This window comes from Pseudoalteromonas sp. S1610, from assembly GCF_005887465.1.
Classification (GTDB): domain Bacteria; phylum Pseudomonadota; class Gammaproteobacteria; order Enterobacterales; family Alteromonadaceae; genus Pseudoalteromonas; species Pseudoalteromonas undina.
On record NZ_PNDI01000014.1, the window covers coordinates 1 to 13,108 of the forward strand.

Here is a 13,108-nt window from a genome sequence, read left to right on the forward strand (position 1 = left end):
ATTTGTTCAAACTAGGGGCAATTTAATCGCGGCGCGAGGTTTGTAACCTAGTGGGCTAAGTCAAAACCGAGCAACAAAGAGTAAATCGCCCCTAGGCAGAACCCTTCGGGCAGCGCCTGTTTGGCATTGCTGCTGCGTTATCGCCTATTTATGGGGAGTAACCACACCACATAGGCTCTGCCTTGCCTAAATACCAAACAGACTGCTGCAAATTCAACCTTGAAAGGTCAACAGACCCCAATCTTTTCAGCGTAACTTTCAACTAACGACACTAATTCATCAAAAGCATGAATCACAAAGTCGGCTTGCTCGGCATACGCGGGGGTTACATCGGGAGCATATAAACAGGCTCGCATTTTTGCATTATGGGCCGCTTGTATATCATATAAATAATCACCAACGTAAATAACGTTATCAACGGGCATGGACCACTGCCTTGCAATCATTAATAAAGCACTCGGATCGGGTTTGGCTGGAGCTTCAGTTCGAGTGAGTACCGTTTCTATTGGCAATGGGTTGTGTTGCAACTTTAGTGTGGCCGCTTTATCAAAATTACGAGTCACAATAGCCATAGGAATATTCTTTGCTCGCAGAGCGTTAACAGCTTCAAAAACGCCGGGTAAAAGGGTCGCCGTTTGCGCATCAAGTAGCTCATGCTGATGCACTATATTCATCGCTTCTTCACGCATATAGGGTGAGGGCAATTGCTCTATATATTCGAGTAGGTCTAGTTCTGCAGGGCAACCTACTTGGGCTTTAATCAATGAAAAATTTAATTCTGATGATACTAAGGTTCCGTCTAAATCAAAAATAACACCTTTGATTGCCTCAATTTGCGTTTTCATTTCATTCCTTGCGCTAAGTTATTAGCTCATTTTGCTGGATTTGCTTTATATAAAAAGTATATCAATAGACAATTACAAAGAGTTCAGTCCATTGCCCTCTTAGTATAGCTCATTTGATAACACAATAGTTTGGGTTTGAATAACAACTGTTATATTGATTTTACGATGAAGTAAATTAACGCGATCAGCTAATTTATACAGCAAAAAAGTGCGCACCTTATAAAGGTGCACAGTGGGTTAGTTAGTTTCAAATCGTGCTTCAAGCCACGTATCGTCTTGACTAAAGTTTAACGTTTTTACTTTTCCTCGCCCTTCAACATTTACCATATTGACTTGCGCAGGCCATAAATCGCGCAATGCGCCATTACTCATCTTAACACCTTCAATCTCATCGGGGATCGTCGCTTCTTGGTAAACCCAAAAGAACTTACCATCAACTTGTGCACCCACATAATTAAGTGTGAGCGGCTCACCCGTTAAGGTTTGCAAAGCAACATGAGATTCAACATATTTAGCAAAGCGTTTTTGGTCACGCTTGTTATTGATGATATCCACTTTGCCTTGAAATAAACTGCCAACAGCATGCTCTGTGTCATGTAAGTAAAAGCGATGCATTAATTCAATATTGTGAGTTCGTTGATTAAATAACACCGTGGTAACGGATGATTTTAATTGATGCGCCATACTCGGCGCAGCAATTAAAAAGCAAACAATAATAAGCAAAAATCGCATTATTATTGGTCCTCTTCGTTATTTTTTTCGTCTTTTTTCAGCTCAGTTTTAATATCCTGCATGATATCGCGGCTTACTTTTGCTTTACTCTTTTCACGTTTGTAGACTTCAATACGCGAAGGAATAATACGACGTGGGTAGTGATTATTTTCTACATTCACATCTGCTGTTTCCCAACCCGGATCAACGGTTACTGAGGTGAGCGGTTTGTTTTTGTCGGTAATAATCAGTTTTTGTACGTTTTTGTGGTTACGACGCCAAATTTCTGCAGGAATGTAACGCTCTTCTTTAGTGCCATCTTCATAAGTTAACTCTAAAAGAATCGGCATCACTAGGCCGCCTAGATTTGAAAACTCCATAACATAGTAGTTTTTGTCTTCTTCTAGTGCGCGATCGAGTGTTTTACGCTCCCACGGTTTTAAGCCTTTTAAAAATTTGTTGTACGAATTACGCTCTTTATTAGTAACCGTAAAGCGATCGTTTTCGTCATAAAAATCGGTTACATCTGGATTTTTCTCTACCCAGGTTTTTTTACCTTCAGCACGATTACGCTCAACAAATAATGAACTTGGCTTATTCGCTTCAATATCACGTAAACGATTAAAGTCGATATCAGGGTTTTTTGTGTCTAACCGTAATTGATATACTTTATCAAGCGAGATATCAACATGGTCTGTAGTGTAGAACCAACCACGCCAGAACCAATCTAAATCAACACCTGACGCTTCTTCCATAGTACGGAAAAAATCTGCCGGAGTAGGGCGCTTATATTTCCAGCGCTGAGCATATTCTTTAAACGCAAAATCAAATAATTCACGACCTAAAATAACTTCACGTAAAATATTTAATGCCGCGGCTGGTTTAGTATAGGCATTAGGCCCTAAACGAAGCACACTGTCTGATTGCGTCATAATAGGCACTTGGGTTTCAGACTTCATGTACGCCACAATATCACGTGGCTCAACACCCCAAGGAATGGTTGGATCCCATTCACGCCCAGCAACACCATCTAAAAAGCTATTTAAGCCTTCATCCATCCAGGTCCACTGACGCTCATCTGAGTTTACAATCATAGGGAAATAAATATGCCCCACTTCGTGGATAACAACCCCGATTAAAAAGCGCTTTTCTGCTTGAGAATAAGTACGCGAGCCATCGTCTTGTAAATCTGTACGTGGACCATTAAAAGTGATCATTGGGTATTCCATACCCCCTACAGGACCATTGACTGACTGTGCAGTTGGGTACGGGTAATCAAATGAGTATTTTGAATATACTTCCATGGTATGTACCACAGATTCAGTTGAATACTTCTTCCATAAATCGCCACCTTCTTTAGGGAAAAACGACATAGCCATAACCAGTGGTTGCTCATTCCCCCCTTGTTGGTAACCTTTAGCATCCCACATAAATTTACGTGACGACGCCCATGCAAAATCACGAACGTTTTCAGCTTTAAAATGCCACGTTTTTGTTTTGTCTGTACCGGCTTTTTCGTTTTCGAGCGCTTCTTCTTCAGTAACTACAAATACAGGACGTTTAGCTGTTTCAGCTTTTTTTAAACGCTTGCGCTGAGTACTAGTTAAAACAGAGCTTGGGTTATCAAGCTTACCGGTTGCCGATACAATATGATCTGCAGGAACCGTAATTTCAACGTCGTAGTCGCCAAATTCTAAGGTGAATTCACCGCTGCCTAAAAATGGCTTGTTAGTCCATGCTTCGTAATCAGTATACGCAGCTAAACGAGGGAACCACTGTGCTACTAAGAAAATATCGTTACCGTCTTCTTCAAAGTGTTCATAACCTGCACGTGCACCTACCGCATCTTCCTCAACCAAATTAAACGCGAAGTCCATGCTAAACTCAACATCTTTACCCGGTTTAAGTGGCGTGTTTAAATCTATACGCATTAGAGTATCAACAACCGTTACACGCAGCGCTTTACCATCTTCATCTTTAACATTGCTAATGGTGTAACCTAGCTCATTGTCGTTCATAAACTGCTGACGACGTAAATCACCTAAGCTTAATTTAGCAGGCTTGGCATCAGGTTCGTTTTGTAGGGTACTTTTAAAAGTTTGCGTGGTTTCTGCAATCGAGTCGTTTTTAAAAATGTTTTGATCAAGCTGTAGCCATAAATATTTAAGCGTATGCGGTGAGTTATTTTTATATTCAATTGTTTGACTCCCCGTTAAACGACGCTTTTGCTCATCAAGCTTTACATCAATATCGTAATCAACGCGTTGTTGCCAGTAATTTTCTGCCGGTGCACCTGCGGCACTGCGGTAAACATTAGGGGTAGGCAAAGCTTCATCTAGTTGACGAAACTTATCAACATAGCTGCCTTTAGTCTGTTCAACAGATGAGGCCATCACAGAGCTCGCCATTGCCAAAGGCAATACAAACGCACTCAATGTAAATAAATTTTTCTTCATTGTTAATCCTGATCGATTTTAGTGACGCTACTGTGACAAATTTACAGCTAAGCTTCAATAAAATAGCGATAAAACCCTACTTTTATAGGGTGATATTCCACACCTTTATGTAAATATAAAAAACACTGTTTTACACAACAACATTTAACTAAATTGTTTAGCAATTTACATAAAAAACTAAGCTGTAAAGGGGGTTTACAAAATAGGCTGAGTATCACTAAAAGTAGAGATAAAATGAAAAAACACAGCTATTTTCATTAAAAATACTAAAAAACGCAGTTTTAGGTTGATCTTTACTATGGTTTGTAATTAGAATCGCCCACTTTTTTAATTTGAGGGTACTTTTTTAGTGTTTCTCTCAAATATTTTTTGTTCTAACTAGTCGTATTAAGTGTGGTGAGTTTATGGATTTTTATGTCCTAAAAAAGCAGCAAAAACTAATTGCAATACCAGCAGACGTGCAAAGTTGTAAGCAGTATATTAACTCAGGCTACCTGTATATTGATAAAGTAGCTGCTTGTAATGAAACAAACGCACTAGCAGTATTACAGGCCAAAAAAGCGAAGGCATTAAAGTGGCCTTTAACAATTGCGCTCGCAGCTTTGCCGGTTATTTTTATTGCTTGGTATACTTTAACCTAAAGCGATACTTGCATCTTTAATTGCCTTGGGTATATTGGCGCTCTTATGGTTTTTTAAGAGCGCAAAATGAAAGTTCTTCACACTTCAGACTGGCACTTAGGTCAGCAATTTTATGAACATGATCGCCGTCATGAACATCATGCTTTTTTCTCTTGGTTATTAACCACCCTCGTTAGCCAACAAATCGATTTATTGCTTGTTGCGGGCGATATTTATCATACTGCCACCCCCAGTGCTAGCGCCGAAAACCAACTCTATCAATTTATAAAAAATGCTAAAGCACAGTGCCCACAATTACACGTGGTCATAATTGCCGGCAATCATGACTCTGCTAATCGTATTTTGGCTGCTCAGCCCTTATTAGCCCAGTTTGATACCCATGTTGTAGGCCGGTTTGATCCCGCCAATCCAAATGACGTGGTAATAACAATTAATAATAACGACAAACACGCTGTAGTAATCGCTATGCCGTTTTTACGAACCAGCGATATAAGTACGCTTAGCCAGAGCGAGAATGGCCCTAGTTACGCACAAGGCGTTGCTAAAGCTTACCAACTGGCACTTGAACATGCATTAACGCTTACCAATGAAAGTACACCTTTAATTGTTATGGGTCACTTGCATGCCAAAGGTGGAAATATTTCTGGTGACTCTGAGCGTAACTTAGTTATTGGCGGTGAAGAAGCCATTTCTGCGTCAGTATTTGGTAAGCATGCCAATTACGTAGCGCTAGGGCATTTACACAAAGCGCAGTTAGTGGCTAAAAATGAGCACATTCGCTACAGCGGTACACCTATTCCAATGTCGTTTTCAGAAAGGAAATATACCCATCAAGTCAACGTGGTTGAGTTTAACGTACAAAAAGACCAACCGCTAAGCACTACTGTAAACCCCCTTTACATTCCTCGACTCGCTGAAGTAATTGTATTACCCGAGGGGGAGTGCGTCCCTTTAGCTCAGCTGTGTGAGCAAATAAAAGCGCTCGATACACAACAGTATGAAATAGCCCCGTACTTACGAGTAAAGCTAAAATCCAGTGATATTGACACCACTTTTCGTGAGCAAATTGAGCAAGCACTAAAGGGCAAACAAGTTAACTTTTGCGGTATAGAACGGGTACGCGATCAGCAAGTGAGTAATTCTTCAGAAACGGTATTTGAGGATTTAAGCTTTGTGGAAATGCTCAACCCAATTAATTTGCTCGAACAGGCCTTTAATAACGACAAAGATATGGCCGGAGAAACCGTACCCAGTGAATTAAAAGCACTATTAACCAACGTTATTGATGAACTTGAACAGGAGCAGCTACTATGAAAATAACCGCCGTACGTATTCATAACTTAGCCTCCATTGCTGATGCCGAAATCGACTTTTTAGCTTCACCACTCAAAGACGCAGGTTTATTTGCTATTACAGGTGACACTGGCGCGGGAAAAAGCACCGTACTTGATGCAATTTGTTTAGCTCTTTATACGAAAACTGCTCGTTTGAAAGGCGATAAAGGCAACCTAATTGATTTTAACGGCGATAACATAAGGCTTAACGATGCCCGTAATTTATTGCGCCGTGGAAAATGGGAAGGCTATGCTGAAGTGGACTTTAGCGGCCAAGATCAGCAACTTTATAGAGCACGCTACAGCATTCAACGCACGCATAAAAAAGTAACCGGCAAACTAAAAGTAGCCGAGCATACTTTACATAGCTTACCTGATGAAACCTTAATCGCCGACAAAAGTACCACTATAAAAGCCATTGAAAATAAAATAGGCCTCACTTTTGAGCAATTCTCCCGTGCAGTGCTACTAGCACAACATGAGTTTGCCGCATTTTTAAAAGCAACTGGCGATGAACGCGCACAACTTTTAGAGTGCCTTACCGGCACCGATAAATTTAGCCGAATTGGTCAACGTATATTTGAGCGAAATAAAGCAGTTAAAGATAAGTTTGAATTACTAACAGCTAGCTTAGCCAGTTATGCGTTATTGTCTGATGAAGAGCTAAGTGAGAAGAAGCACACTCTTGATGAACTTAAAAAACAAACTGAACACATAAAAACAACGTTGGCCAGCACAGAGCAGGGTGTTAATTGGTATAAACAAGCACACAGTTTAGAGCAAGCATTAACAGAGGCTCAACAAAACGAGCAACAAGCAAGTGATGCACTAAATGTGGTTAAAGCACAAACTGAGCAAGCAAAACAAGCACAAAGTGCGCTTGAAATTAAAGATAATCGCCAACGCTTTAAAAGCTTAACGGTGCAAAACAGCCAGTTAAATTCACAAATAAAGGAATTAAACGCGCTGGATCATGCCGCGCTTATTAATGAACAAGCAAGTAAGGTTAAAAAACAACAAAGCGAATTAGCAACAGCAAAACAACAACAACGAACAGCTGAACCAGTCATAACAAAAGCACGTGAGCTCGACAGTCAATTAGCTATTTTTACGCAAAGTATAACAAGCCTGACACAACAAAAAGCCAAAGAGCAGCAACAATTAAACGAGTTACAACAGCAGCTACAACAAAATAATCTCAGCGTGGAGCAGGCAACAACACAAAGCACTCACCATCAGCAATGGTTACAAGAAAACAATCAACTAAAGCCATTGGCCACTGATTGGAACTATTTTAATCACAGCTTTAAGCAGTTTTTTAATACCACAACGCAATTAAAAACACTCGAGCAACAAAAGCAAACTATTACTTTGCAGCTAAGCACTCTCGCTACCAAGCTCAACGAGCAAAATAAACAGTTAGAACATGCAGAGCACGCACTAAGCACTGAACAACAAAATCTAAATAAGCTCACCCAACAGCAAGAGCAATTCAATATTGAGCAGTGTGATAATCAGCTTAAAAATATTGATTATTTAAAAGAGCAACGAGCGCGTTATAGGCAATTTAATCAAGAACTAAAGCATACAGTGCAGCAACAAAGTGCTACAGCAGAAAAGCTAACTCAGAGTGAACAAACTAACATCACACTGCGTGAGCAATTAAGCAGAAAAGAGCAAGCACTTAAACACGCCGAGCAATCGCTTAATCAAGCACGGCTGCGTGCGAGTGAACATGTTGAACATTTACGCGCACAACTACTGCCTAATGAGGCATGTGCGGTTTGTGGAGCCACTGAGCACCCGTTTGCAAACAATCAAAGCCAACCTTTTAATAACTTAATAACCGACTTTGAAAATACTTATACTGGCGCTAAGCAGCAGCACTTAGATGCACAAACCCAGCTACATCAACATCAAACGCAGCATGCTGTTTTAGTCGCAGAGCATAAGCAGCAAAGCCAAGCGATTGCTGATGCCCAAGCCAAAATGTTAGACATTAAAAACACCATGCAAGCGGCTAAAACAGATCTTAATGACTTGAGCGTTGAGCAGCTTGATGACACCCATAAACAATTAAGCGAGCAAAAAGCGCAGTACTTTTCAGCACAAAAACAACAAAACCAGTTGCAAGAAACGGTTAACCAACTGCAAAACACGGTTAAAAAAGAACAGACTGCTCAGCAACAATTAAATACCCAGCATGTTGAACTGAACAATCAGCTCACCATGCTTAATAATAAGCACCAGGAATTGCTCAGCCAACGCGAAGCACTAATAGGTGAGCTGAATTCTCATTTTGAAAACAGTCAATTTTGGCAAGCATTGCAAACCGACACGTTAACGCTAAGCGAGCTAGGTGAGCAAGTAGAGCAGTATCAACATCAGCAACTACAACTTGAGCAAACTCAAAAGCAATTAGACAGCGCCAATTTACAGCTGCAGCAGCTAACCCCGCTTATGACTAAAGCTGAGCAGCGAATTAGCACGCTCAACGACGATTTAACTAAAGCACAGCAGCAGCACAACAATACTCAGCAACAGCGCTTAGCGTTATTCGATAACCAAACGATCAGCGCTGATGACTACCAGGCTCAGCTGAATAGGCAAGTAGAGCAGTGTCAGGGTGAATTAAATCAGAGTCAACAGGCACACGATAGCGCCGTAAAACAGCGCGATGAGCACGCTATTACGCTTAAAAACCTTGAGCAGCGCTTCGCCGATAACAGCCAAGAGCTAACCACACTTGAAACACGCTATAGTGCTTGGTTTGAAGAATTTAGCGCGCTTTATGCTGATAGTAGCCATCAGCAAATCGAGATGCTACTGGCTATAAGTAATGACGATATTAAAGAGCAGCTAAAGCATAGCGAGCAGTTATCTCAAGCATTAGTTGATGCTCATGCCGCGCTAAAACAACAGCAAAATGCCAATGAGCAGCATCAGCAAAATAATAAGCCAGCACACAGCGAAGCACAGTTAATTGAGCAACAAACTCAATTAACTGTGCAGCAAACACAATTACACAATAACTTACTTACGATTAATACTGCCATCGAGCAGCACAACCAAAATGCAAAAGCTCTTGAGGGCAAGCAGGCTGAGCTAAGCAAGCTTAAACAACAAGTAGAACAATGGCATTTACTTAATAAAGTGCTCGGTGATGCAACCGGCAAAACAATGCGTAATTTAGCGCAAACACAAACACTAAAAATATTGCTGCATTATGCTAATAGCCATTTAAAAACGCTGAATAAGCGTTACGAACTCACAGCAATAGCTGATTCACTTGATATAGCGATTATTGACCGCGATATGGCCGATGAACAACGTTCTGTAAACACACTCTCTGGCGGAGAGTCGTTTTTAGTATCATTGGCACTTGCATTAGGGCTGGCCTCTTTATCTTCAAACAAAGTGCAAATTAACTCGTTATTTGTTGACGAAGGCTTTGGTACACTAGATAGTGAAACACTCAGTATTGCAATGGACGCGCTAGATTCACTGCAAGCGCAAGGTAGAAAGGTCGGTGTGATTTCACATGTAAGTGAAATGAGCGAACGCGTTGCAACGCAAATTCATGTCGCTAAAAAACCGGGTGGATACTCCACCATAAACGTAATTTAAGGAAATAGTATGCCCACTTTTACAGGCGAAGAAGCACAAGAGTATGATAACCGTATTACCCGTTTAGTCCCAGGTTACGGGCTATTACATCAACTAACCAACGCACAGCTAAGCGCTACGTTAACTGATAACGCCCATATTTTAGTGGTAGGCGCGGGCACTGGTAAAGAAATCGCAGCGCTGGCGAATATTAATTCTACATGGCAGTTTACCGCTCAAGATACCTCGGCCGACATGTTAGCCATTGCTAAGCAACGCTTTATAGAGCAAGGTATTGACTCACGAGTTAGCATTGAGTGCCAACCAGTAGATAAATTAAAAGTTAAAGCCGACGCGGTATTATGTTTATTGGTGATGCATTTTGTTGAAGATAACGGCGATAAAAAGCAGTTATTAAAGGGGATTAAAAACAACCTTAAAAAATCTGCACCAGTATTTATTGCTGATTTAATGCGCCCAGAAACCCCATTTGAACGAGAGGCACAACTTAATACATGCAAAGAGCTTGGCCTTAGTGAAGCAGGAAAAACGCAAATGGCACATAACTTAGAGCGTGAGTTTTACCCGCTTGATCGGATGCGTTTTAGTGAGTTACTTAATGAATGTGGCTTTGGCATTCCAAAACTGTACTTTAAAGCACTTGGTTTTAGTGGGTACGTGGTATAAATTTTTTGCAAAAAAAAAAGCTAATATCGTATTGATATTAGCTTTATCGCTTAACGTTAGTTTAGCGTGGTGAGTGCGCTTTAAAGCCCACTCCCTTTAAATTAGATGCAAACGATGTTTTCAGCTTGCGGGCCTTTTTGACCTTGAGTTACGCTGAACTGTACTTTTTGGCCTTCAGCTAAAGTTTTGAAACCGTCGCCTGAAATTGCACTGAAATGTGCGAAAACGTCTGGACCAGACTCTTGCTCAATAAAACCAAAACCTTTAGCTTCGTTGAAAAATTTTACAGTACCAGTAGTTGTATTAGACATAATAATATCCTAAAAAAATAAATAAAAAATTGCCTTAAAATAGGCGTTTAACAGGAAGAAAACAAACATTTAACTTGAGGATATCGCGAAGGATTATTACTAATAACAACGTGGTACTTACAAATAAACTGGGCTTTCTATCAACCCGATGGCAAGCAGAATAACAGCAATACAGTTTATAACAAGCTTTATTTATACTTTATTTTTATATACCAACTGTAAAGCCTCTCATAATAGGCTTTACAGCGTCCTCGGCTTTACTTTTTAAACTTCGTGTTAAAACATAACCTGTTAAAAGTGCAAATTACGCGCTCTTACAATATCTTTCATCACAATGGTTGAGGTTAAACGTTGTACACCTGGCAGGGCTGATAGCTTGTCATCGTAGAGTTGTTGGAACGCGGCTAAATCTTTAGTAACGACATGTAACAGGTAATCAGGTGTACCGAATAGTCGTTGAGCATTGGTGATCTGAGGAATAGCATCCACTGCTTGCTCTAATTTGCTTAGCGACACTTTATCGCCCTCTTTAATAGTAATAAATACTAACGCAGAAAAGTTTAAACCCACTTTCTCAGGTGATATTTCGGTGCGGTAACCCACAATTGCTTTGCTTTTCTCAAGCTCTTTAACACGGCGGTGACAGGGCGACACGCTTAGCCCAACACGAGCAGCCAATTCAGAGAGGGTAAGTCTGCCATCGACTTGTAATTCGGCAAGAATTTTCCTATCCATGGTATCCATAGTCAATTATTTCCTAAAATGAACGCTTATATTAGTAAAATACAGTAACTTTTACTCATCAGAAAGAAATAAAATAGCTACTCACTTATTTTAGGTTATAGCGCTATGGATATTAATATTATTTTTTCTTTTTGGCTGGTATCAATTTTGTTTGTTCTCACCCCTGGTGCAGATTGGGCTTATACAATTAGTGCAGGAATAGCAGGCGATAAAATTGTTCCTGCGGTAGCGGGGTTAATACTTGGGCATTTAATGGCCAGTTTAATAGTAGTGGTAGGGTTAGGTGCACTATTAGCTTCACATGACATTTTTATAAAGCTGTTAACCTTATTCGGTGCTTTATACATAATTTGGATTGCTACATCACTGTACCGATTTCCTCCTATGCCTGCTGCCTATAACGATGGCCAACAACACACCTCAGACACCCCTCTAAAGTGGATGAGAAAGGGTTTTATTATTAGTGGTTTAAACCCTAAAGTAATGCTGTTATTTTTAGCCTTGTTACCACAGTTTGTGTTGCCAACTTTATCGTTTTCTATCACTGAACAATTGCTGGTACTGAGTGTAATTCATTTAGTAGGCTGTGCGTTGGTGTATTGGTTAATAGGGATAAGTGCCAGAAAAATCCTTAGTAACAATCCCGCATTGTCGCTTAAGTTTGGGCGTGCATCGGCATGTGTACTGTTTATTTTGGGCTCACTAATGCTAGTTGATAGCGCACAAAAACTAACTCACGTCGTGTAACAGTAGCAAAAAAGAAAGTGGCTTATCTCAACTGAGCCACTAATTCACTCAAACGGGCAATTTTAATATTACTCAGCTGCCTATAATCAAAATAGGGGCACACAATAATATTCTGGCTTTTATCTATAGCAAACTCATCATCAAGCCAATCAAATTGGGCGTTTAATTTACCTTGTTGTATTAAGTTTTTAGCGTGAGTTCGACCAGCAATAATGTGCAACTGGTTTTTACTCTCAGTAAGCACCGGTGTGCTAAATAGTAATGCAGTCCCGCTATGCTGTTGTAACAACAGCTCATCTCGATATGCTTGCCAGCTTACTGCTTGTTTAGCAAATGAGTAATGCTCGCTTGGCAGCGCAAATAACACTTTGGCGTACACATTAAAGACTTTTCGCCAGCCATTGCCACAGTGCTGATTTATGCTATTTATTTGCCCACTAGCCACAGGCTCTAACTGCCCAAGTGCTTCAAAGTAAGGCATAGGTGGGGCTTTTGCTACATACACGCCAACTCTAAATGAATTATCACCTAACCCTATTAACTGGCTGCTCACCTTAACTACTCTTATTTTGCGCTAAAATACGATCAAGGTTGTTAGCAAAGTTTTGTCTGTCACTTTGGCTCAATGGAGGCGGCCCACCACTCATTTCTACGCCACTTGAGCGCATAGTATCCATAAAATCACGTACATTTAGTAAAGAGCGAATGTTTTCAGGAGTGTAAAGCTCACCGCGCGGATTAAGCGCTTGGCCGCCGTTATCAATCACTTCGCTAGCTAGCGGGATATCTCCAGTGATCACTAAATCACCCTTTTCAATTCGTTTAACTATTTCATCATCAGCAACATCAAACCCTGATGACACTTGTAGTCGACTAATAAATTTTGACGGTGGAATGCGCATGGCATGATTTGCAACCAGTATAGTTTCTGTGTGCGTACGCTCTGCAGCTCTAAATAAGATTTCTTTAATTACCACCGGACAAGCGTCAGCATCAACCCAAATTTTCATGCTAAATTCTTTAAAT

12 protein-coding genes are annotated in these 13,108 nt (G+C 40.5%); 5 read left to right on the forward strand and 7 right to left on the reverse strand.

All coding sequences use genetic code 11. The annotated features are described in order from the left end of the window. Positions 1–227 precede the first annotated feature (227 nt). The 3 genes from CWB77_RS07895 to CWB77_RS07905 form a co-directional block, all read right to left on the reverse strand. Positions 228–845 (reverse strand): HAD family hydrolase, encoded by a 618-nt coding sequence (locus CWB77_RS07895; protein WP_138622184.1) that lies wholly within the window; start codon positions 843–845, stop codon positions 228–230. 237 nt (positions 846–1,082) lie between these two features. After that, on the reverse strand, positions 1,083–1,577 hold the full coding sequence (locus tag CWB77_RS07900) for a DUF6702 family protein (protein WP_010388709.1): 495 nt from the start codon (positions 1,575–1,577) through the stop codon (positions 1,083–1,085). A 2-nt stretch (positions 1,578–1,579) separates the two neighbouring features. Then, positions 1,580–4,012, reverse strand: coding sequence for a M1 family metallopeptidase (locus CWB77_RS07905; protein ID WP_138622186.1), 2,433 nt, complete (start codon positions 4,010–4,012; stop codon positions 1,580–1,582). Between the two features lie 404 nt (positions 4,013–4,416). Here CWB77_RS07905 and CWB77_RS07910 point away from each other — a divergent pair, with 404 nt between their 5' ends. From CWB77_RS07910 to CWB77_RS07925, 4 genes are all read left to right on the forward strand, one after another. After that, positions 4,417–4,653 (forward strand): hypothetical protein, encoded by a 237-nt coding sequence (locus tag CWB77_RS07910; protein WP_055012632.1) that lies wholly within the window; start codon positions 4,417–4,419, stop codon positions 4,651–4,653. 66 nt (positions 4,654–4,719) lie between these two features. Further along, positions 4,720–5,967, forward strand: a complete 1,248-nt coding sequence (locus CWB77_RS07915; protein ID WP_075170111.1) for an exonuclease SbcCD subunit D C-terminal domain-containing protein — start codon at positions 4,720–4,722, stop codon at positions 5,965–5,967. Then, on the forward strand, positions 5,964–9,614 hold the full coding sequence (locus tag CWB77_RS07920) for an AAA family ATPase (RefSeq protein WP_138622188.1): 3,651 nt from the start codon (positions 5,964–5,966) through the stop codon (positions 9,612–9,614). The genes CWB77_RS07915 and CWB77_RS07920 overlap by 4 nt, the downstream gene beginning before the upstream one ends. A gap of 9 nt (positions 9,615–9,623) precedes the next feature. Beyond that, entirely contained in the window at positions 9,624–10,280 is a 657-nt protein-coding gene (locus CWB77_RS07925) for a class I SAM-dependent methyltransferase (protein ID WP_138622190.1), read from the forward strand. A gap of 101 nt (positions 10,281–10,381) precedes the next feature. Here CWB77_RS07925 and CWB77_RS07930 read toward each other — a convergent pair whose 3' ends face one another. Then, positions 10,382–10,591 carry a cold-shock protein gene (locus CWB77_RS07930; RefSeq protein WP_008110773.1) on the reverse strand — a complete coding sequence of 70 codons (210 nt, stop codon included), beginning with the start codon at positions 10,589–10,591 and terminating at the stop codon, positions 10,382–10,384. Positions 10,592–10,882: 291 nt separating this feature from the next. Beyond that, a complete protein-coding gene (locus CWB77_RS07935) occupies positions 10,883–11,326 on the reverse strand; it encodes an Lrp/AsnC family transcriptional regulator (RefSeq protein ID WP_249931430.1) in 444 nt (147 codons plus the stop codon). A 114-nt stretch (positions 11,327–11,440) separates the two neighbouring features. Between CWB77_RS07935 and CWB77_RS07940 the strand changes: the two genes are divergently transcribed. Continuing rightward, the gene (locus CWB77_RS07940; protein WP_138622193.1) at positions 11,441–12,082 is read left to right on the forward strand and encodes a LysE family translocator; all 642 of its coding nucleotides are present in this window, start codon (positions 11,441–11,443) and stop codon (positions 12,080–12,082) included. 22 nt (positions 12,083–12,104) lie between these two features. Here the strand turns inward: CWB77_RS07940 and CWB77_RS07945 are convergent, their stop codons facing one another. Both CWB77_RS07945 and CWB77_RS07950 read right to left on the reverse strand, forming a co-directional pair. Then, complete coding sequence (locus CWB77_RS07945) at positions 12,105–12,635, reverse strand: DUF6942 family protein (RefSeq protein WP_138622195.1); 531 nt, start codon at positions 12,633–12,635, stop codon at positions 12,105–12,107. A 1-nt stretch (position 12,636) separates the two neighbouring features. Beyond that, the gene (locus CWB77_RS07950) at positions 12,637–13,092 is read right to left on the reverse strand and encodes a YaiI/YqxD family protein (protein WP_138622197.1); all 456 of its coding nucleotides are present in this window, start codon (positions 13,090–13,092) and stop codon (positions 12,637–12,639) included. Positions 13,093–13,108 lie beyond the last annotated feature (16 nt).

What these genes read in the sequence shown, in the direction of transcription:
- CWB77_RS07895 (WP_138622184.1), bottom strand. Translation starts at nt 845, where the DNA reads ATGAAAACGCAAATTGAGGCAATCAAAGGTGTTATTTTTGATTTAGAC.
- CWB77_RS07900 (WP_010388709.1), bottom strand. Translation starts at nt 1,577, where the DNA reads ATGCGATTTTTGCTTATTATTGTTTGCTTTTTAATTGCTGCGCCGAGT.
- CWB77_RS07905 (WP_138622186.1), bottom strand. Translation starts at nt 4,012, where the DNA reads ATGAAGAAAAATTTATTTACATTGAGTGCGTTTGTATTGCCTTTGGCA.
- CWB77_RS07910 (WP_055012632.1), top strand. Translation starts at nt 4,417, where the DNA reads ATGGATTTTTATGTCCTAAAAAAGCAGCAAAAACTAATTGCAATACCA.
- CWB77_RS07915 (WP_075170111.1), top strand. Translation starts at nt 4,720, where the DNA reads ATGAAAGTTCTTCACACTTCAGACTGGCACTTAGGTCAGCAATTTTAT.
- CWB77_RS07920 (WP_138622188.1), top strand. Translation starts at nt 5,964, where the DNA reads ATGAAAATAACCGCCGTACGTATTCATAACTTAGCCTCCATTGCTGAT.
- CWB77_RS07925 (WP_138622190.1), top strand. Translation starts at nt 9,624, where the DNA reads ATGCCCACTTTTACAGGCGAAGAAGCACAAGAGTATGATAACCGTATT.
- CWB77_RS07930 (WP_008110773.1), bottom strand. Translation starts at nt 10,591, where the DNA reads ATGTCTAATACAACTACTGGTACTGTAAAATTTTTCAACGAAGCTAAA.
- CWB77_RS07935 (WP_249931430.1), bottom strand. Translation starts at nt 11,326, where the DNA reads ATGGATAGGAAAATTCTTGCCGAATTACAAGTCGATGGCAGACTTACC.
- CWB77_RS07940 (WP_138622193.1), top strand. Translation starts at nt 11,441, where the DNA reads ATGGATATTAATATTATTTTTTCTTTTTGGCTGGTATCAATTTTGTTT.
- CWB77_RS07950 (WP_138622197.1), bottom strand. Translation starts at nt 13,092, where the DNA reads ATGAAAATTTGGGTTGATGCTGACGCTTGTCCGGTGGTAATTAAAGAA.